At 40.5% G+C, this 21,739-nt stretch carries 8 protein-coding genes and 3 pseudogenes; 7 read left to right on the top strand and 4 right to left on the bottom strand.

Annotation, left to right across the window (positions count from 1 at the left end; all coding sequences use genetic code 11):
* The 3 genes and pseudogenes from HSISS3_RS08030 to HSISS3_RS08020 all read right to left on the bottom strand — a co-directional run.
* Window positions 1-225 (bottom strand): annotated as a pseudogene (locus HSISS3_RS08030) (ISL3 family transposase); the annotation flags it as partial.
* A gap of 210 nt (window positions 226-435) precedes the next feature.
* The gene (locus HSISS3_RS08025) at window positions 436-1,278 is read right to left on the bottom strand and encodes a nucleotidyl transferase AbiEii/AbiGii toxin family protein (RefSeq protein ID WP_021152328.1); all 843 of its coding nucleotides are present in this window, start codon (window positions 1,276-1,278) and stop codon (window positions 436-438) included.
* Window positions 1,275-1,865 (bottom strand): type IV toxin-antitoxin system AbiEi family antitoxin domain-containing protein, encoded by a 591-nt coding sequence (locus tag HSISS3_RS08020; protein ID WP_021152327.1) that lies wholly within the window; start codon window positions 1,863-1,865, stop codon window positions 1,275-1,277. The genes HSISS3_RS08025 and HSISS3_RS08020 overlap by 4 nt, the downstream gene beginning before the upstream one ends.
* 189 nt (window positions 1,866-2,054) lie before the next feature.
* Between HSISS3_RS08020 and HSISS3_RS08015 the strand changes: the two genes are divergently transcribed.
* The 3 genes and pseudogenes from HSISS3_RS08015 to HSISS3_RS08005 all read left to right on the top strand — a co-directional run bounded on the left by HSISS3_RS08015 (window position 2,055) and on the right by HSISS3_RS08005 (window position 4,821).
* Window positions 2,055-2,615 (top strand): GNAT family N-acetyltransferase, encoded by a 561-nt coding sequence (locus tag HSISS3_RS08015; RefSeq protein WP_002889357.1) that lies wholly within the window; start codon window positions 2,055-2,057, stop codon window positions 2,613-2,615.
* A gap of 100 nt (window positions 2,616-2,715) precedes the next feature.
* Window positions 2,716-4,259, top strand: a pseudogene (locus HSISS3_RS08010) (DUF1310 family protein).
* Entirely contained in the window at window positions 4,183-4,821 is a 639-nt protein-coding gene (locus HSISS3_RS08005) for a hypothetical protein (RefSeq protein ID WP_051176050.1), read from the top strand. Before HSISS3_RS08010 ends, HSISS3_RS08005 begins: the two are co-directional and overlap by 77 nt.
* A gap of 61 nt (window positions 4,822-4,882) precedes the next feature.
* Here HSISS3_RS08005 and gshAB read toward each other — a convergent pair whose 3' ends face one another.
* The gene (gene gshAB / locus HSISS3_RS08000; protein WP_021152323.1) at window positions 4,883-7,159 is read right to left on the bottom strand and encodes a bifunctional glutamate--cysteine ligase GshA/glutathione synthetase GshB; all 2,277 of its coding nucleotides are present in this window, start codon (window positions 7,157-7,159) and stop codon (window positions 4,883-4,885) included.
* 859 nt (window positions 7,160-8,018) lie between these two features.
* On the opposite strand from gshAB, the gene HSISS3_RS07995 reads away from it, so the two are divergent.
* From HSISS3_RS07995 to HSISS3_RS07980, 4 genes and pseudogenes are all read left to right on the top strand, one after another.
* Complete coding sequence (locus tag HSISS3_RS07995; protein WP_021146173.1) at window positions 8,019-9,764, top strand: ABC transporter ATP-binding protein; 1,746 nt, start codon at window positions 8,019-8,021, stop codon at window positions 9,762-9,764.
* Window positions 9,754-11,621 (top strand): annotated as a pseudogene (locus HSISS3_RS07990) (ABC transporter ATP-binding protein). The gene HSISS3_RS07995 and the pseudogene HSISS3_RS07990 overlap by 11 nt, the downstream one beginning before the upstream one ends.
* Window positions 11,622-11,778: 157 nt before the next feature.
* On the top strand, window positions 11,779-12,867 hold the full coding sequence (locus HSISS3_RS07985; RefSeq protein ID WP_021146171.1) for a hypothetical protein: 1,089 nt from the start codon (window positions 11,779-11,781) through the stop codon (window positions 12,865-12,867).
* Between the two features lie 729 nt (window positions 12,868-13,596).
* On the top strand, window positions 13,597-21,739 hold an 8,143-nt coding region (locus tag HSISS3_RS07980), incomplete at its 3' end, for a Spy0128 family protein (protein ID WP_042771942.1).

Below are 21,739 nucleotides of genomic sequence, written 5' to 3'. Positions count from 1 at the left end.
AAGACGTAATAGTGTAGGTGTTCCAGCTTGTTCAAGGAGAGGAATTTTAGAAGGCTTTTGAAAGTCATATTTGATCATCTTTCCTTGGCAGTGAGGACATGATGGTGCAGGATAATCAAGTGTTGCTTGAACCTCGATGTAGGTATCTTTTTCAAAAACAAGAGAAATAATGATATTTGGGTCTTTAATTCCGATTAATTCTGTGGTATTCTTAATAAGTCTCATAAGTTCTTCCTAATGATGGTTTGGTTGCTTTTCATTATAGTTCTTATGGGACTTTTTGTCTGCATTCAAAAAGCTCTATAATCTCTATAGTGATTTTACCCACTACAGAAATTATAGAGCCACAAAGTCTCAATATATGTAGGTTTCTAGGTTTCATTCTGAAAAAATAACTTTGTATATATTGTGAATAAAACCAATCAAATGACTTTATCAGTCCCTACTAAAAGGAAGCTGAGTTAACAACATGATTATTTCATCAAGAACTTCTTTAAATGAGATACCATTAGTATAACTGTATTTTCTTGCGTAGTTTTGCCATTGTTGGTTTTGGGTTTCATCATTTTTAAATGATTTAAGAAGTTCAATATTTTTATTGTAATCAAATGTGGTACCACGAAATGCAAATGTTCTTTTTATGGCTAATTGGAGCTGTAAGGTGTCAATTTCTTCCCTCTTCAATTTTGAAAGAATATAAATGTCATAAAAGTCTTTGCTACGGCTATTCAAAAAGTTTCTAGAGTATATCGTTTGTAGCTTTTCAGCAATAATGGTTTCAATGGGATAAGCAATGATTGGGAAGTGGTCATCTTCAAAAAGAGATTTATAGTCGTAATGAATAGGGTGTGGCGTTACAATATCCCCTGTTGCGATATCTAAATGAACCATTTGTTTGATGTTTTCTAGCTGGCAAAGAATGCTGGCCCGGTACCCACTGTAAAGGTCGCTTTCTTTAATAGAAACTATAGATTGAATCGTAAAATTGATACCCTCTATTGGAATCGCAAGAATATCCTTGAGTTGCTTCTCAACATTTTCAAATGATAGTGTGATGTTCTGGAATAGAAAGTCAATATCGACAGTACTACGTGATTCAACGCCAATGACATTCGAAAGAAGAAAGCCTCCTTTAAAGATATAGTTTCTTGAGTATGAACTCTGGCTTAACTTTTTTAGGATCATTTCAAGAAAATAATAGGTCATCACGGAGTTAAAGGTTAAGCCAGTTTGCTTAGAGATTTTGTGGCAGAGTAGGGTTAATGTTGCTTTGTTCACATAAGAACCTCCAGAGTTTGCTTGATATCTTTTATGGCCTGCATTTTAGTAGCATAGTCATAAAGTTTACCTATATTCTTATTCGGATTTTTAGCAAAACTCTGAAGTGTTTTCACAAAAAGTTCTGTATCAATGTGATTTCGGTTAGTAATTAAATCGCAAATAGTTCGCTCTAGGTCATAAGCCTGAACGTAGTTTCCCATTGGAGTTTTAATGCATGTAACCCCAATCTCGATAAAATTCTTAGTTGTCGTATGAATTAGGAGATTGGAAAGAGGGGTGTTAAAGCGATAACCTCTAGGTACAGTTATCTCAAAATATTGAGGAATCTCGTCAGTAACGCCTAATAGATATAATGCAGATGTGTAAGAGTAGATAGCCTTTGAAAATCTATATTGAAAAAAGTAATAGTCGTCATAGTCCCCGTTAGCATCTAGATAAATTCCTTTTTCAACTCGAAAAATAGTTCCTTCCTGTTCTAACCTAGTTAGATAGACAGTGGGTATGCCAAGAGTTTTACAGTCTTTATAAGTAATGATGCCATTATGATGTGCAAGATGGTGCAGCATTCTTTCTTTATTTGACATATTATCCCTCCTTTTGTTGCGTTTATACATCAATTTTATCTTTTTTGTAGTGTAGACGCAACATTTTTCGATGCTAGCTGTTTCTGAAGTCTTCGGAATCTTTTAGTCATCCTTCCTTAAAGTTTGCAACTGTTCGCTAAGATGATATAATGGCCTATAGATATAGGCATCAGAAAAGGGGGAAATGTTATGGCTTTACGTAGCCAATTAATTACCAAGGAGTTTCCAGATTTAGATAGGGTAGAGCGCTTGAACAATGAGGCCTTTCCGGAGGAAGAACGTATTCCTTTGAGTGAGTTCTTACAACTGGATGGTCGTGAGGATTATCATTTCTTTGCCTTTTATGACGAAGATGATTTTATTGGCTTTGCCTCAGTTCTCTATAATGCTAAGGTTTTTTATGTTAGCTTTTTTGCTATTGTTCCTCAAATGAGGAGTCATGGCTATGGTAGTGAAATCATTGATAAATTAGTGGAGTTTTATGGGCCAACACGATCCATGGTTTTAGAGGTGGAGCGTTTGGATGAGCCTAATGATAATCCAGAGCAACGTGCGGCTCGTTGGGATTTCTACAAGCGTAATGGTTTTAAGACGTCAAATGCCTTTCTGGAATATGAGGGCTTGAGTTTTGAGATTCTCTATCGTGGAGATCATTTTGATGAAGCAGCTTACAGAGAGATTTTCCATAAACTTCAGGAAAATGCTTATTTTGACTTTAAGATTAAACATCGTCACTTGAGTGATTTATAAGGTAGGGAAGCAGGTTAGATACGACCTGCTTTTCATCTATTTTCAGGATTGTCAACCGTTTTCAGTATAATTTGCCGTCCTATGATATAATGGAAGTACTATGAAGAAAGCAATTTTACAGTATTTGGCAAGTGCCTTGGCTGTAATCCTTATACTTGGTCTTGTGGTTTTCGACCGTCGTCGAAACCAATATCTGGTCAAGAGGGTCAAAGACCCAGAAATTTCCTACATTTATCAGGCTTCTTTGGAAAATTTAGACAGACTGGCTTTGAGTCAGGCTGGGGTCATCCAATCTTATCAAATTGATCCGATGTCGGTGCGTAAGGAGGATGGAAAGATTCGTCTATCCCTCCATATCAATCATTCCTATGATAAACAGGTCAATCTTGTCCTAAAGTCGGATGCTTATGGTGATTTGTCAGTAGTTCAAGCGACGCTGTCGGATGCCTTGAAGCTAGCTTTGACAGATGAGGCCTATCAGAAACGCTTGGCTGTGATTTCGCAAAAAGCTGATGCGATTATAGCCCGTGACCACTGGGATCAGGCGATTAAGCCGGCCTATGTGGCTCAGGTAAGAAGTAAAATGAAAAAGACTTCTCTGGACCACTTTGACAACATCTTGAATGACATTGATCAAGAAAGTAAGGAAGTTGGTTCTGATACTTATGCAGCCTTTTTCCAAGCTTCTCAATTACCTAACCATGACAAGCTTAATTTGGTTATGAACCATATGCAGGTTTATGTGGATAAGTACCAGTTTCTCCAACTTGGGAAGTCGGGTTATAAATTTTCCAAACAACTTGAGCCAACCAGTCCTTTTTATAGCTACTTCCGTGAAGCTATCATGGAAACCTATCAGACAGATCAGGGCTTGGGTGTGGATGAGTTAGGCATCAAGCTCCATCTATTCAGATCTTGGATTGATAAGCAGTCTATGGACTATGTTAGGACCAACTACAAGGGCAAGACGGATTTGGATAAGCTTTTGGCCTATAGCAAGGACAAGAAGATTAATCTGGATTACACCACAGGTGCTTCCTTCCATAATCGAACTTTAGGTGATTTCACCTATCCGCATAATATGAAAATTCAGTTGCCTCAGACCAGCATTATGGGGCCCTACGGTGTTAGTAATGCCCGTTTTATTGAATTCATTGTCAATATGGATACAGGAAAATTTGTATCCGAATGGAATGTTTACAAGAAAAGAAAGATGGTAGCATCGACTCTAATCCTAAGCATTATAAGATAGAGGATGGGGCTGATATTGCCGATACAGACTCGGCTAACTATGGTCTGTCTAAGGGCCTCAATGCCGATTTACCGGCTTACCTCAATAACAGCCACACCTATCTGGATGTTCATCATCCTGCTGATAATGCCATCAGACGGAAAATGGTTAAGAAGTGGAAAAATCCGAGGAATGTGCTAAACGGTGGAAACTATACCGATATTGTTAAAAAAGGAGGCTTGAAAGATCTTGAAACATGGAGACACGTTAAAGCTGAAGACCGCCTTCAGGTCTACAATGCCTATCTGGATCATATTCGTTCTACTTTTGTGCTTGATGGTTTTGACAGCTTTTACCAAGAAACCTATAAGTTCCAAGGTCAAGGAGGAAGCCAAGCAAACGGAAACCCTTGATAAGGTTCTCGTATCTAAAAATTTCTATCGGGTCAGAGATGCCTACGCCATCAAACTTTATGGACAGGATGAGGGAATGTCCTTTGATGTTGCTAATCAAAGACTCTTTGGATCAAACATTGCCATTAAGGATGGTATCTTGTATGGGTCTAGTCTTGGTGATTTGACGATTGAGGATTATTTTCAAGGGGAGTTGTCCTACCTCTTAGGGGCGACTCAAAAGCTCCCTGTGGATAAGGCTCGCATTAAAGCCGACCACTATACCCAGGACATCCGCTTGAATCGGGTTTGGTCTGATCTTAAGGATCAAGAAACCTCTAACAGTATTATTTCGCAGTTTCAGGACAAGACTTTGCTCAAGTTGCGCATTAGTTATAACAAGGATTTCCTTCCAACTAAGATTCAAGGCTTTTACAATAGTCAAAAGCTTAACGGCTGGCAGGACTTATTTTACATTGACTATCCCTATGCCAATCAGGTGGCCTTTGAACAGGCTCAAGACGTCTATATTCAAAATATTCAGTACTTGGAAGCTCACCCCAAAGAGGAGACAGGTGACTAGTACTTGCATAGAAAAAGCGCCTTTATCACATGTTGATAAAGGTGCTTTGCTTTATGACAGTTTAGTTTTGATGTTTAAGGGCTACTAATTCTGGGAAAAGCTTGTCCAGGATTTTTGGAGTGATAGCTTGACCCGGTCCTTCGGCACAGTAGGTGTGCATATACATGGAAGGGTTAAAGTTAAGCTCAATGCAGGTGCAATGCGGATTTTCCTTGATGGCAATTTGCGTTTCATCTGGAATTATCAGGTCAACCCCACAAGCCCAGGCTCCCATGCTAGTTGCCATGGCTGCGGCCAATTCTTGGTAAGAGGAATCCATAATCTCAGTGACATCAATAGAGTCGCCACCTGTAGAGATGTTAGAGTTACGGCGTAGGTTAACCTTTTTCCCATCAGGAAGGACATCGTCAGGTGTGTAGCCTTGTTGGGCCAACATTAGTTGTTCGATGTCTCCTAAGGCAATAATTTCAAGCGGTGAGCGGTGGTCGTGGCCACGCAATGGATTGGCATTTTTCTGAGCAACCAATTCACGGATAGTGTGTTTGCCATCCCCAACGACATTTGCAGCAACACGAAGGAGGACAGCCTCACAATGCCCGTCCAAGATGAAGAAACGGTATTCAGTACCCGGTATAAATTCTTCAACCAGGACTGCGGTATCTTCTGCGAAGGCAATTTCAAGGGCTTTTTGATAGTTTTCAAGACTGGCAGGTTCTTGGAAAATGGAGATTCCCAAACCAAAGTTGGTTGATTTTGGTTTGACCACGATTTGTTTGTTCTTGATTAGAGGGTAATAGGCAAGTCCTTGCTCAAGGCTGGTAAATTCGTCACCAGTAGGAACTGGAAAGCCAGCATCTGCCAGAATCTTCTTAGTCACAGTTTTATTGGCCATGGCAAGAGGGACCACGTAGTTGTCTTTTGAAGTCATATTACCGTTCTTGACGTATTCGACATGGTCTTTGTGCCAGAGTTTGAGGAATTGGTCCTGTTCATCCAAAATGTCGAAATTGATTCCCTTTTGGATAGCATCAAAAAGCAACATCTGTGTAGAGAGCTCCATCTCTTCATAGCCCTTGAGGGCATAATGAGCGGTCCAATCATAGTCCTGATAGGCCAGCGCCTTGTTCAAAGCAAAGTCAGCTAGGGACTTGTCTTTGATATAAGGTAAGAGTTGAGCAGAGAGCGTCTGTTTTGGATCCGCAAAGGTTGCCTTGACTTGCTTAACCAAATCTTGATGATAGTCACCAAGTCCAAAGTGTTGAACCAATTGGTCTAGGGCTTTAATAATATCCTTAGTTTCGGCCATAGCTTGATCAGGTAGTGGTTCTAGCGGATGAGAAAGAGCAATTTTCTCATTTAGTGCGTGACCTTGAGCTAGAACTTGATCAACATTTTCAGGGCTATCAAGCCAAAGGAAGGCTAAAATGAGCAAGTGTACAGTGTCCATAGTAGTCTGGCTAATACCGATACGCTCAAAGGGATTGAGGTCGAAGTTACGGAATTCCAGATAGGTAATTCCCTTGTCCAGGAAGGAACGATTAGCCTTTTGGCCACGGAAACGAACAGCTGAATAAAATTCCTTCTCGGCAATCAAATCACCATTGGCAATATAGGTTTCGATATCGGAGACGTAGTCTTCAAGATTATCAAAGGATACTTGAATTTCTTCCTTATTGACATAGCCGTGGTCACTGTTACGGAAGGAACGCACAGGCTCTGGAACTTCTTGGTCGAAGAAGCCTTGCTCAGCAATAGGTGCAGCCCCAAAGAGATAGGTAATCACCCAACGGTAGCGCAAGTAGTTTTGAGCCAACTTAAGATAGAGGGCATTCTTGAAGGCAATCATATCGGTCTGATTACTTTCTTGGAATAGGGCCTCAACCAAATCTTTACCCAGTTCCATATTATAGTGGATACCTGAGATAGCTTGTAGTTTAGTTCCGTATTTTTCAGTCAAGTAGTTGCGATAATGGCGTTCAAATTCATTTTCCAGTTGGGCAACTTGGATTTCTTGGGCGTTAATGCGAGGTGGCATAGAGAGGGGCCAGAGAACCTCGTCTTGAGAAATCGAACGTCCGGTCACATCGGTAATAGCTCCTAGAAGACGACGAGCCTCAGTGGTGGATTTGGCAACTGGCGTAATGAGCTCCATCTGATACTCACAAAAGTCAGTCTGAATATAGGGGTGGAAACTACGAGCTCCCAGACAGGATGGGTGAGGCGTATGTGCTAATTTTCCCTGTCTATCGACACGAAGACTTTCGCGTTCAATTCCAAAGTTAGCTTGGAGAATGGGGCTGGTAGACTCCAGCTTTTGAAGCAGTTGGTTTATAGTCATAGAATCACCTTTTCATCTAATGTTAGTGATAGTCTATTATAAATAGAAGAATAAAACAACTTTCCGCTACGGTTAAGGGGAATTTCCGAATGTTGTAGATAAGTTTGTGAAAAATGAACAGATTATGGGCAGAATAATGAGGAAATCAGAACAAATCCTAGTCATATAGCATTTTACTTGCAATTTAAGTCACATTAACCTATACTATAAGTAACATCTATATTAAAACGAAGTCTCCCTAGGGCCCATCCCTCAGGGGCTTTTATATGCTCTCAAAAGGGTATAACTGTTCTTTTATAGATAAAATATGAGCATTTTGACTGTTCTTATAAAACTTTGCTCTGCATAGAGCAGACGATATTTTTCGCCGTGGCAACAGTTGTCTAAATCTGCTCAGTCTTGTTTAGAGCAGAGTAAGATGCTAACAGTTCGCTCTGCCCACCAGCGATGCTTTCGCCGTGATGACATAGCGAACTCGCCTTATCTAACGCTGCTTACAACACGCTCTGCTCAGGACAGGAGATGTTTTTCGCCGTGGTAGGGGTCATCCTGAACCTATTTGCACTTGTTCGAAGTTGCTCACGATTCGACAGCTCGCTCTGCCCACCAGCGATGCTTTGCCGTGATGGATTACAGGACTAGCTTATATCTATCAATGCCTGAAACACGCTCTGCTCAGGGCAGACGATATTTTTCGCCGTGGCAATAGTTATAGAAGTCAAGAGACTTCTATAACTCGGAAGTTTTGAGACTTTGGCTCAAAACTTAGCTATGAGATTCCGAAGGAAGCTGCTAGCGTCCGAAGCCACTTAAGAAAGCATCAAAAAAGTAAAAAACAACAAATAAAATGGAGGTAACTATGTTTCAAACCCTGATCGCCCAGATAAAGGAATACAAGAAACCCTCAATCCTAGCGTCCCTCTTCATGACGCTAGAAGTCATGTTTGAGATTTCCATTCCCTTTGTCATGGCTAATCTTTTGGACAAAGGTGTCCAGCAATCTAACATGTCTAACATCTGGTTCTACGGTGGCCTCATGTTAGTCTGCGCCTTTCTATCCCTATTCTGCGGTATGCAGTCGGCTCGCTATGCGGCCTTTGCCTCTGCTGGATTTGCCAAGAATCTACGTCAGGCCATTTTCAAGAAGGTTCAAAGCTTCTCCTTTGAAAATATCGATAAGTTCTCAGCTGGTGGTCTGGTAACCCGTATGATGACTGATGTTACCAACGTTCAGAACTCTTATCAAATGATTATCCGCATCTGTGTGCGTGCCCCACTCAACCTGATTTTTGCCATTACTGCTAGTTTCCTTATCAACGGTCAGATGGCTTGGATTTTCGTTGGCGTAACGCTCTTCCTCGGTGTGATTCTAGCGCTTATTACCAAGATTGTATATCCTTTATTTACTCAAGTATTTGAGGCTTATGACAACCTTAACAACAGTATCAAGGAAAATATCACCAACATGCGTGTGGTGAAGTCCTATGTTAAGGAGCAGGAAGAGACTGATAAATTCAAGAGGGCCTCACGTCGCATTTATCAAATGTTTATGCGTGCTATTCGTGTGGTTGTCATGTCTAACCCAGCCATGATGTTGTCAATGTATGCGTCCTTCCTCATGATTTCTTGGTTTGGTGCCCACCTTATCGTTGTCGGTAACCTATCTACAGGTGAATTAACCTCTATGTTCAGCTACACCATGACTATCCTCATCTCACTCATGATGTTCATGATGATCTTTGTCATGTTGTCCATTTCTATGGCTTCTGTGGAACGTATTAATGACGTCCTCAGTACTGAAGCGACTATCCTTTCGCCTGAAAATGGTTTGACAGAAGTTGCAGATGGTTCAATCAGCTTTGACCATGTGGACTTCTCATATACGGATGAAAATGGTGACAAGACCCATGTCCTCAAAGATATTACGCTTGATATTAAGTCTGGTGAAGTTATCGGAATTCTTGGTGGAACGGGTTCAGGAAAATCTAGTCTGGTTCAGCTGATTCCTCGTCTCTATGATGTGGAAGCTGGTCAAGTCAAGGTTGCCGGCCACAATGTTAAGGACTATGATTTGGATAGCTTGCGTAAACAAGTTGCCATGGTCCTTCAAACCAACGTTCTTTTCTCAGGCACTATTAAGGAAAATATGCGCTGGGGAAATAAACAGGCAACAGATGAAGAAATCATCCAAGCTTGTAAGATTGCCCAAGCTGATGAATTTATCCAAGAGTTTAAGGATGGCTATGACACCAAGATTGAACGTGGTGGAGCTAATGTCTCAGGGGGACAACGTCAACGTCTTTGTATTGCACGTGCTCTCCTCATGAATCCGAAAATCTTGATTTTGGATGATTCGACATCAGCAGTCGATACCAAGACAGATAGTTTGATTCGTCAAGGTTTCGCTTCAAGTCTTAAGGACACGACTAAAATCATCATCGGCCAACGGATTTCATCTATCCAAGATGCAGACCGTATCATCGTCATGAATGATGGCCGTATCGATGCCATTGGTAGTCACGACGACTTGGTGGCTAATAATGCCATTTATCGTGACGTTTACAAGATGCAAACACAAGGGAAAGGAGTAGCAGATGCAGAATAAGAAAAAAGCCAGCTGGGGCTCACTAGCACGACTGCTACGCTTTTTGTGGCAAGACTACAAGCTTTCACTTTCTATCTCCTTTGTCCTTATCGTTGTAGCTTCTTTGGCAACGGTTAATTTGACGGCTTCAATTCAGTCCTTGGTGGACGTTTACGTTCAACCCATGGTCAAGTCTGGTAGTCATAATTTTGGGCCACTGTTACGTTTCTTGACATCAGTTGAGGTCTTTTGTCTTATCGGTGTGGTTGCCAACTATGTGGCTTCCCTCCTCATGGCGACGATTTCACAAGATTCCTTACGTTCCCTTCGTAATCAGCTTTTTGCTCGTATGCAAAAGCTCCCTATTCGTTACTTTGACACTCATAAACACGGGGACATCATGTCGATCTATACCAATGACATCGATGCCCTCCGTCAGGCCATTGAGCAATCCATTCCCCAACTCTTGCAAACGGCCATTACCCTTATTGGTGTGACTGTAACCATGCTTACTGTGAGTCCACTTCTCTTTATCGTGGTCCTAATCATGGTAGGCATCATGTTTATGGTTATTAAAAATATATCTGCCAAATCAGGCCGTTACTTCGGTGAGCAACAAAAGAATCTTGGGATTGAGAATGGCTTTATCGAAGAAATGATGTCAGGTCAAAAAGTGGTCAAGGCCTTTGTCCACGAAGAAGAAAGCATGGCTGACTTTGACAAGATTAATGAAGAACTCTTCCAATCCTCATACTTGGCCAATCGCTATGCCAATGTCCTCATGCCAATCCTTGGGAACTTAGGAAATGTATCCTTCGTCTTGACTGCCTTGGTCGGTGGGGTCTTTGCCCTCAATGGTGTGGGTGGCTTGACTATCGGTGGTCTCATGGCCTTCCTACAATTGAACCGTTCCTTCAACGGCCCTATTACTCAGGTCTCTCAACAACTGAACTTTGTCCTTATGGCGCTTGCCGGTGCCGACCGTATCTTTGACCTTCTGGATGAAGCAGAAGAAGTGGATCAAGGTAAGGTCACTTTGGTTAATTACGAATTGGTAGACGGTCAAATGGTTGTGACAGACAAGAAAACCAACCATTGGGCTTGGAAGCACCCACGTCCAAATGGCGACTACGAGTTGGTCGAGTTGGTCGGAAATGTGGTCTTCCAAGATGTTGATTTCTCTTACGATGGTAAGAAACAAATCCTTCACGACGTTAACCTCTATGCAGACAAGGGGCAAAAGGTTGCCTTTGTCGGTGCGACAGGTGCTGGTAAGACGACAATTACCAACTTGATTAACCGTTTCTACGACATCCAATCTGGTGTGATTACTTATGATGGTATCGATGTGAAGCTGATTGAAAAAGATTCTCTTCGTCGCTCACTTGGTATCGTGCTTCAGGATACCCATCTCTTCACAGGGACTATCGCTGAAATATTGCCTACGGCCGTGCGGATGCGACTCGTGAAGAAATTCTTGAAGCTGCTCGTATTGCTAACGTGGATTCCTTTGTGCAACATCTGGACAATGGTTACGACACTGTTCTTACAGACGATGGTGCAGGCTTGTCTAATGGACAACGTCAGCTGATTGCCATTGCGCGTGCTGCCCTTGCTAATGCACCGGTTCTCATCCTTGACGAGGCGACTTCCTCTATTGACTCTCGTACCGAAAAAATGGTACAAGAGGGGATGGACCGCCTCATGGAAGGACGTACCGTCTTTGTTATCGCCCACCGTCTTTCAACCATCGTTAACTCAGATGTGATTATGGTTATGGACCATGGACATATCATTGAACGTGGCGACCACGACAGCCTTATGGAACAAGGTGGTACTTACTACCGACTTTATACTGGTGGTCTTGAAATTGATTAAGACTAAAAGAACTCAGGTTTTGCCTGAGTTTTTTGTATATGAAGAAAATGACTTTTTTGAGGCTTTCCTTTTCTATAAAGGATGGAAGTTTTTAGCACCTTATCACCCCCCCTGTCTATGCTATACTAAAAGTGATACAGAAAAATGGGAGATTATTATGGAAAATAAGTTTATGCAAAAGTCCACACCTAAGAGTGATAAGACAACCAAGGCTGTTTTTATTGGTCTCTTAGTGGCGCTTCTCTTTGTTATTGCTGGGATAGCTATCTTTTTTGCTCTCAATGGTAGCAGTAAGAGTGCTAAAGGCTCGAACGCATCGGGCAAGTCGAGTAGTACCCTCTATTCAGGCAGCAATGCAGAGGATCCTTTGTTCAAAATCACCCTGAAAACTTTCGGGGATAACAAGGAATTTCTACTCGTGACACCAAACCCTGGTCAGGATAGAAACATGTTTAACATAGTGGGGGTAGCTGGTCAATACCTCGTCACTCAAGAGTATAAAGGGAATCTATCTAGTAAGAAAAATGCCAAGGGTGATAGTCTTTACAAGTATGACTACTATAATATCTATGTGTATGACACGGAAAAACCAAATCAAAAACCCAAACAAATCGACCTTTTGAAATTGGCTAAAAAAGCTGGGGATGAAGATTATTTAAATCAGGCAAGTCTAAGACTTTTCATGCTCAATGGACAGGGCTACCTACAATTGCCATTTGGGGCATCGTCAGCTGACCCTACTGCCAATAAAAAGTTCCTCAATCTTTATTCTCAAAAGATAGAGGAAATGTACATTCCAACCAACTCCGATACATTGGAGACGGAATTTAAACACGCTAATGTTGATATCTCTAAGACGTTAGCGCCTTTTGGTCTTGAGATGTTTCAGAGTGCTGCTAATGGTAAAGATTTTGATGATCATAGTAACACACCAACTGGTAATCTGCCTGCTTTATATTACCTTTCAGCCAAGGACAGAAGTCTTAATATGGACAATACCAACTTTGCCAAAGAGCAAAAAGATGCCTACGAGGCAGTTAAGACCAAACATGCGAGAATCTACAGCCTTCCAAATAAAGTCACTAACGAGACTTGGGTTAATGCCCTGTTGCACTGGATGGCGCCAGTGGGGCAAGATGCCTATGAGTTACAGGTTAGCGCCTTTAAACCGACTAATGAGGAAGGTAAAGTCAAATCCTATCAAGAATTACAGAGCTGGAACGACAACCATATAAGGAAGAAATAGACAAGCAGTTCCTCTCTAAAAAAATGACAAGAATCCCAAGTTTATAAGCTTGGAATTTTAAAATTTTAAGAAAAGAGGCTAACTAGACTAATCTTAAGTCTCTGAGAAACCGTTAGTAAGTAACAAAATCTTGAGAGGGTTACCGGGAAAATGGGATGACTTTTTTGAATTGTGAGGAAAGAATGGATAAAACCAGGTAGGTATTAATAAACTTTTTAAGATTTTTAACTCTTGGCAACCATTTTCAAATAGGGGATTCTGAAGGAAAAGCGCCCCTTAAACAAAAAGAAGGAGACAATCGTCAGTTTAGGCTAGCTTTTCGATTCAGAGGGACATATAGTCCGCCTTTATGTGATTTCTCTACTTTAAGTAAGGTTTAAATGAGAACATAAATAAAAATAATGATAATTATATGGCACATCAACAATCACTAAGATTAAAATTATGATTAATCTGCATGAGTTGATTAGAAAAATAAGAAGTGGTAAAAGATGTAAAATTTAAAGAAAAACTCAGTTATTTACTGCATTTTACAGTTGTTAGGTAAGAATTAATGAGTAAAAACAAAGTAAAATGTCTGACAATTTGATTTTTTTTAAAAAAGTTGTCTAAATCACTTGACTATAAATTGTCAGAATGTTAAAATGCAATTGAATCATGGATACGAGGATACAAATTCTCGAATGCATGTGACATATAACTAACTTTTTTAAAGAGGGAGACTTTATAATGAAAGACATTTTCAACAGACGCCAACGCTTTTCATTGCGTAAATATTCGTTTGGTGTCGCTTCAGTCTTGCTTGGGACAGCATTGTTTGCTGCTCACACCGCACAGGCTGAAGAGGTTGACGCAGCATCAACGTCGTCTTCAGATTCTTCTGCAGCTGTAGGAGCTGAGGGCACTGCAGATCTGGTCAAAGAAACAGCAACTTCTGTTGCTCAATCAGATCCAACTGCTGCAGCTGCGGCTGAAGCCCCAACTTCAACGCTACCAATCTCAGTAGCTTCTGTTTCTGAAGCTCCAAAGGCTGAAGCAACAACTTCTGAAGCAGCAAAAGAAGAAGCTTCTTCAAGCGCTAAATCAGAAGCAGCTAAACCTGCAGAAAACAAAGCTACGTCAGAAGCAGCTAAACCAGCAACTGCAGCTTCAACTGCAGCAGCCAGCGGTAAAGTTGAAACAACAGCTTCAACACCAGCAGCAACAGCCGCTACAGCAACTCCAGCTGCAGCAGCAGCTAACCATTCTGCAGCAACAGCAGCTCCAGTAGCTGAAGAAACACCAGCAGCTGAAACTGCTGCGGCAGCAACAAGTGTTAAGCCAAATGTTACAGCACGTGGTTATTCACGTTTTTATTCTGTAGGATCAGCAGCAGATCGAAGTGCAACACTTGACCGTGCAGCAACTGATTTGACGAATGCTGGTGCTTTGGCAACAAGAAGCAGCCGTCGTAACCGTCGTGCTTTGACAGACCATAATGTAGCACCGATTGATGTTGTGACGACTTTAGCTAATAAAGTTGCTGCCAATCCAGATATGACAGATCCTAACGGAGCATCTGTACACTCTCAAACAATTCCAGCTGGTTACCAAGCTAAAGAAGGTGACGTCTATACATTTGGTATCTGGAATTTGACAAAATTCAATGCCCGTTATAATACAAACTACTATGCACGTGCATACAAGAACTTTGATACTTCAACTGATACTACAGTCGAATTGATAGATAAAACGACTGGTAGTGTTGTTGAAACACACACACTTACTGCAACAAGTGGTGTACAAAAATTCACTACCACAACTCCAAAATCTAATAATGAGTTGACGCTCAAAGCGGACTACCAAGCCGGTATTGGACAAGGTCCTGGTAAGACAGATCAACCTTTCATTCAATTAGGATTTGAAGTTGGACCAGCGATTCAATCTTATGTAGCTCCAGGACATCAATTGACTACAGCCGAGCAACAACATTTGCTAGCCGTATATTCTGCACGTAATTCAAATGATATTTTGAATGCAGTTGAACCTGCTTATAATGGTCGTCAGGTTACTGATACGAACTTTAAGATTCCTGTTAATGTTGAAAAGACTACTTACTATAAACTTGTTGACAAGAAAAACCCTACCTACAAGGAAACTGGTAAGTCTGTTACAACTCAGGACTATAAAGAAAATGGCAATGAAACTGAGTTAGCTAAATATACTCTGAAAGCTATGGAAGGTCAAAACTTCACAGCTTCTGGGGAACGTCAATTTACAAAGACTGAAGAACTTACAGATAAAATTACCAGAAAAACAACTTACAAGCTTTATCAAACAGCAGATCCAGATACAACTTCTGGTTATGTCAGTCGTCCATATAAAGTTGGAACCAAGTTTATGGATGCTGATAGATACGGTATTAAACGTATCAAAGAAATCGTTGGTGAAGATGGTTCAGTCGTCATTCGCGTTTACTTGCTGGATCCAAAACAACAAAGTAAACGTTCAGATGGTACTTTGAGTACGGATGGCTATATGCTTTTAGCAGAAACTAAGCCAATCAAACCAGGTGAGAACAATACTCAGGAATTGGTTAAGAAAATGTCACCTCTTCATACAATTCCATTTACTGGTACTGATGGTGTGAATCATCCGAATGGTATTGAACTTCCATTTGACTTCCAAAAAGCTGCTGGATACACACCGTATAAGACTGTCTTTGTTCCGTTCTTGGGAGATAATATTGGTTATCAGATTGATAATGAGCAACTTAGAAGAGGAGTTACAGGTAGTGGTATGAATATTGACTTGCTCAACTCTCTTGTACCATACAAACAACCAATTTACTACTACGATAAGACAGAAACTATCAAGGTAAAACCAGAAGTTGAAAAACAATTGGAAGGACGTGTCCTTACAGATGGTGAATTTAGCTTCAAGATCAAGGAAAACTCTTCTTCACCTGGTGTGGAAGAAACTGTTACAAACCAAGGTGGTAAGGCAACCTTCTCAGAATTGTCATTTAAAAAAGAAGGTACTTATACATATACAATCACCGAATTAGCTGGTAGAGACAAGGATGTCGACTATGATACTATGGAAGTAACCATGACTGTAAAGGTTACGAAAGATGCTAATGGTGATTTGCAAGCTTCAGTTAAATACAGTGGTACTGGTGGTTTTGCTTCAAGCGCAGATGATAAGATCTTCAACAACTATGTTGTAGCACCAGTTAAAACTAAATTCGACTTCACCAAAGCTCTTGCAGGTCGTACTCTTAAAGATGGTGAATTCAGTTTCCAATTGAAAGATGCCAACGGAACTGTTCTTCAAACTAAGACTAACAATGCTAGTGGTGTAATCGCCTTTGACGATTTGACATTCACAAATGCACAAGTTGGTACTCACAAGTACACTGTTGAAGAAGTTCGTGGTTCTGAAGCTGGTATGCAATATGACCCAATGAAAGCTGAAGTAACAATCACTGTTACTAAGGAAGGTCACGTTCTTAAAGCAACAAATACTCTTCCATCAGATACAGAGTTCAACAATACATTCACACCTGCTGCAACACAAGCACAATTCCGCTTCACAAAACGTTTGGAAGGTAAGACTCTTGAAGCAAATGCCTTCACCTTCGAATTGCTTGAAAATGGCAATGTGATTCAAACTAAGAAGAATGCGGCTGATGGTTCAATCCAATTTGATTCAATCTCATATGCAACTGTAGGTACACACACTTACACTGTACGTGAAGTAGCTGGAACAGATACCAACATTGATTACGATTCAATGAACGCAGTTGTAACTGTAAATGTCACAAAAGACGCTCAAACAGGTCTTTTGAACGCTGCAGTTACTATGCCAGCTGATACTGAGTTCAACAACTTTGCTGTTGCACCAGTTAAGACTCGTTTTGACTTCAGCAAAGCTCTTGCAGGTCGTGCTCTTAAAGATGGTGAATTTAGCTTCGTATTGAAAGATGCCAACGGAACTGTTCTTCAAACTAAGACTAACAATGCTAATGGTGTTATCGCCTTTGACGATTTGACATTCACAAACGCACAAGTTGGTACTCACAAGTACACTGTTGAAGAAGTTCGTGGTTCTGAAGCTGGCATTCAATATGACACAATGAAAGCTGAAGTAACAATTACTGTTACTAAAGATGGTCATGTTCTTAAAGCTGTTAATACACTTCCAGCCGACAAAGAATTCAACAATACATTCACTTCATCTCCAACACAAGCACAATTCCGCTTCACAAAACGTTTGGAAGGTAAGACTCTTGAAGCAAATGCCTTCACCTTCGAATTGCTTGAAAACGGCAATGTGATCCAAACTAAGAAGAATGCGGCTGATGGTTCAATCCAATTTGATTCAATCTCATATGCAACTGAAGGTACGCACACTTACACTGTACGTGAAGTAGCTGGAACAGATACAAACATTGATTATGATTCAATGAACGCAGTTGTGACTGTCAATGTCACAAAAGACGCTCAAACAGGTCTTTTGAACGCTGCTGTTACAATGCCTGAAGACACTGAGTTCAACAACTATGTTGTTGCTCCAGTTGTGACTAAGTTCGACTTTACTAAGAAATTGGCAGGTCGTGAACTTAAAGCAGGTGAATTCAGCTTCGTATTGAAAGATGCTGCTACAGGTGCAGTTGTTGAAACAGTTAAGAATGATGCTGCTGGTAATGTTTCATTCTCTAACTTGTCATTCGACAATACTAAAGTAGGTACTCACACTTATACAGTAGAAGAAGTTATCCCAGCCAACAAAGAGTTTGGTATGACTTACGATAAGATGAAAGCTACTGTTACAGTTGAAGTTGCTAAGAATGGTCATTCATTGACTACAGTTACAAACGTATCTTCAACTGGTGGGGTTGATGCCAACGGTAATGCTACTGACGGTACTCCCGATAAAGAATTCAACAACAAAGTAACACCACCAGAAAAACCTAATTTCCAACCAGAAAAATTCGTTGTAAGCAAAGAAAAATATGATATCACTGGTCATAAATTGACTGATGATGACGATGATGTTCCTGGTGACGAGTACACAGAAACAAATAAAAATCCATATCTTGATGGTGTTGCTAACAACGAACCAGAAAACTTGAATACTAAGACTGTTAAACGCGGTTCTAAATTGGTATACCAAGTATGGCTTGATACAAATCAATTTACTGACGCAAACAACGTTCAATACGTTGGTGTATCAGATACATACGATGCTGATAAATTGACAGTTAACGCTTCAGATATCAAGGCTTACGATTCAGTTACTGGTGCAGATGTGACTAACAAGTTCGACATCACAGTTGAAAATGGTACAATCACTGCAACTTCTAAAGCAGATTTCATCAAAGATAAAGTAAACAACCCAGTTATCGATACTACTAAGTTCGAATTTGGTCGTTACTATAAATTTGATATTCCAGCAACTGTTAAAGAATCTGTTAAAGCTGGTGCTGATATTGAAAATACAGCCAACCAAACAGTTCACGTTTACAACCCAGTAAGCAAGACAGTTGAAACACCACACAAACCAACACAAAAACGTGTTAACAGTGTTCCAATTCCACTTGACCTTAACTTCACTAAGACTCTTGCCGGACGTACGCTTCAAGCTAACGAATTCGAATTCATCTTGAAGAAAGATGGTGCTGAAGTTGAACGTGCTCACAATGATGCAAGCGGTAAAGTAAACTTCAAGACACTTGAGTTTGGCCGTGATGATCTTGGCAAGACTTACAACTACACTGTAGAAGAAGTTCGTGGTACTGATAGCACAGTTACTTACGACCCAATGGTTGCAACTGTGAAAGTTGTAGTATCTCACGATGGTACAGCGAAAGCAATCGTAGCAACTGTCACAGATGCTGTTGATAAAGAATTTAACAATACCGTAACTCCACCAACAGAACCTAAGTTCCAACCAGAGAAATACGTTGTATCTAAAGCAAAATTCGATATCACAGGTACTAAGCTCGTTGATGACGATTCTGAATTGACAGATAAATATGGTGAAACAAACACCAATCCATATGTCGATAATACAAAGAACAACGAAGCTGAAAACTTAAATACTAAGTCAGTTGAACGTGGCTCTAAACTTTACTACCAAGTATGGTTGGATACAACTAAGTTTGACGCAAACAACAAAGATAACATCCAAACAGTAGGTATCACAGATGACTTTGACGAAACTAAGTTGAATGTTACTGCATCTGAAATCAAGGCTTACGATTCAGTCACTGGTGCAGATGTTACCAACAAATTCGATATCGCTATCAATAACGGTATTGTAACAGCTAACCTTAAAGCCGGCTTCACTAAGTCACTTGGCGACGCTGAAAACACTCAAATTATTGATACTACTAAGTTCGAATTTGGACGCTACTATAAATTTGATATCCCAGCAACAGTTAAAGACGATGTCGCAGCTGGTGCCGATATCGAAAACAAAGCAGCGCAAGTTGTTAACTACTACAACCCAGTAAGCAAGACAGTTGAAAAACCAAACAAGCCAACTGAAAAACGTGTCAACAGTGTTCCAATCTCAGTAGAATTCAACTTCACTAAGAAATTGGAAGGCCGTGCGCTTAAAGCTGGCGAATTCACATTCGAGTTGAAAGATAGCGACAATGTTGTTATCGCAACTACAACCAACGACGCAGATGGTAACTTCAAGTTCACACCAGTTGATTACACAAACAAAGCTGGTGAAACTGTCACAGCCCTTAAATATAAGAAGGGTCAAGAAGGTACTTACACTTACACTGTAACAGAGGTGAAAGGTACAGACTCAACAGTTACTTACGACCCAATGGCTGCAGTTGTAACTGTTAAAGTCAGTCACGATGGTACTGCCAAAGCATTGATCACAAACGTGACAGATCCTGCCGATAAAGAATTCAACAACCGTGTCACTCCACCAACAGAACCTAAGTTCCAACCAGAGAAATACGTTGTTTCTAAAGCGAAATTCGATATCACAGGTACTAAGCTCGTTGATGACGATTCTGAATTGACAGATAAATATGGTGAAACTAACGCTAACCCATATGTCGATGATACAAAGAACAACGAAGCTGAAAACTTGAATACTAAGACAGTTGAACGTGGATCTAAACTTTACTACCAAGTATGGTTGGATACAACTAAGTTTGATGCAAACAACAAAGATAACATCCAAACAGTAGGTATCACAGATAACTACGACAAGGATAAATTGACTGTTACTGCATCAGAAATCAAGGTTTACGATTCAGTTACTGGCGCAGATGTAACTAACAAGTTCGATATCTCTGATAACAACGGTGTTCTTACAGCTAACCTTAAAGCAGGCTTCACTAAGTCACTTGGCGACGCTGAAAACACTCAAATCATTGATACAACTAAGTTCGAATTTGGACGCTACTATAAATTTGATATCCCAGCAACAGTTAAAGACGATGTCGCAGCTGGTGCAGATATTGAAAACAAAGCAACTCAAGTTGTGAACTACTACAACCCAGTAAGTAAGACAGTTGAAAAACCAAACAAACCAACTGAAAAACGTGTCAACAGTGTTCCAGTTCCACTTGATCTTAAATTCACGAAAGCTCTTGAAGGTCGTCAATTGAAAGATCAAGAATTCACATTCGTTCTTAAGAAAGACGGCAACGTTGTTGAAACAGTTAAGAATGATGCGACTGGTAAGGTTAACTTCACTCAACTTAAGTTTGGTAAAGATGATCTTGGTAAGACTTACAACTACACTGTAGAAGAAGTTCGTGGTACTGATAGCACCGTTTCTTACGACCCAATGGTTGCGACTGTGAAAGTTGTGGTTTCTCATGACGGTACAGCTAAAGCAATCGTAGCGAATGTAACAGATGCTGCTGATAAAGAGTTTAACAACCGTGTAACTCCACCAGAAGAACCTAAGTTCCAACCAGAGAAGTATGTATTGAATGCAGAGAAATTCTCAATCACTGATAACAAACTTCTTGATGATGATTCTGAATTGACAGATAAATATGGTGAAACAAACGCAAATCCATATGTCGATAACACAAACAACAACGAAGCTGAAAACATCAATACTAAGACTGTTAACCGTGGCGACAAGTTGGTTTACCAAGTATGGCTTGATACAACTAAATTCGATGCAAACAACAAGGGTAACATCCAAACAGTAGGAATCTCAGATGATTTCGATGAAACTAAGTTGGAACTTGATGCTACTAAGATTAAAGCATATGACTCTGTAACAGGAGATGATGTAACAGATAAATTCGATATCACTGTTAACAATGGTGTGATTACAGCTAACCTTAAAGCCGGCTTCACTAAGTCACTTGGCGACGCTGAAAACACTCAAATCATTGATACAACTAAGTTCGCATTTGGACGTTACTACAAGTTCGACATCCCAACAACAGTTAAAGCTGATGTTCCAGGTGGTGCAGACATTGAAAATACAGCAGCTCAAGTTGTAAACTACTACAACCCAACAACTAAGAAAGTTGAAAAACCAAGCAAACCAACTGAAAAACGTGTGAACAACGTTCCAGTTGAAGTGTCATTCAACTTCACTAAACGTTTGGAAGGTCGTGAGCTTAAAGCCAACGAATTCAACTTCGTGCTTAAAGATTCAACAGGTAAAGTTGTTCAAACAGTAAGCAATGATGCGGCTGGTAACGTTTCATTCTCACCACTCAGCTTCAAGAAAGGTGAAGAAGGCGTTCACAACTACACTGTAGAAGAAGTTAAGGGAACAGACGCAACTGTCGCTTACGATACAATGAAAGCAACTGTAGCAATCACAGTATCACACGACGGTACAGCTAAAGCCCTTGTAGCAACTGTAGGTGCAATCGCTGATAAAG

Source organism: Streptococcus sp. HSISS3 (genome assembly GCF_000448605.1).
Lineage (GTDB): Bacteria > Bacillota > Bacilli > Lactobacillales > Streptococcaceae > Streptococcus > Streptococcus raffinosi.
Note: the sequence above shows the minus strand (reverse complement) of the source record. Positions and strands in the feature narration are given on the sequence as shown.

Excerpts from the sequence above, each read along its gene's own strand:
- HSISS3_RS08020 (WP_021152327.1), bottom strand. The coding sequence starts at position 1,865 with ATGTCAAATAAAGAAAGAATGCTGCACCATCTTGCACATCATAATGGC.
- HSISS3_RS08015 (WP_002889357.1), top strand. The coding sequence starts at position 2,055 with ATGGCTTTACGTAGCCAATTAATTACCAAGGAGTTTCCAGATTTAGAT.
- HSISS3_RS08005 (WP_051176050.1), top strand. The coding sequence starts at position 4,183 with ATGGTTTTGACAGCTTTTACCAAGAAACCTATAAGTTCCAAGGTCAAG.
- gshAB (WP_021152323.1), bottom strand. The coding sequence starts at position 7,159 with ATGACTATAAACCAACTGCTTCAAAAGCTGGAGTCTACCAGCCCCATT.
- HSISS3_RS07995 (WP_021146173.1), top strand. The coding sequence starts at position 8,019 with ATGTTTCAAACCCTGATCGCCCAGATAAAGGAATACAAGAAACCCTCA.
- HSISS3_RS07985 (WP_021146171.1), top strand. The coding sequence starts at position 11,779 with ATGGAAAATAAGTTTATGCAAAAGTCCACACCTAAGAGTGATAAGACA.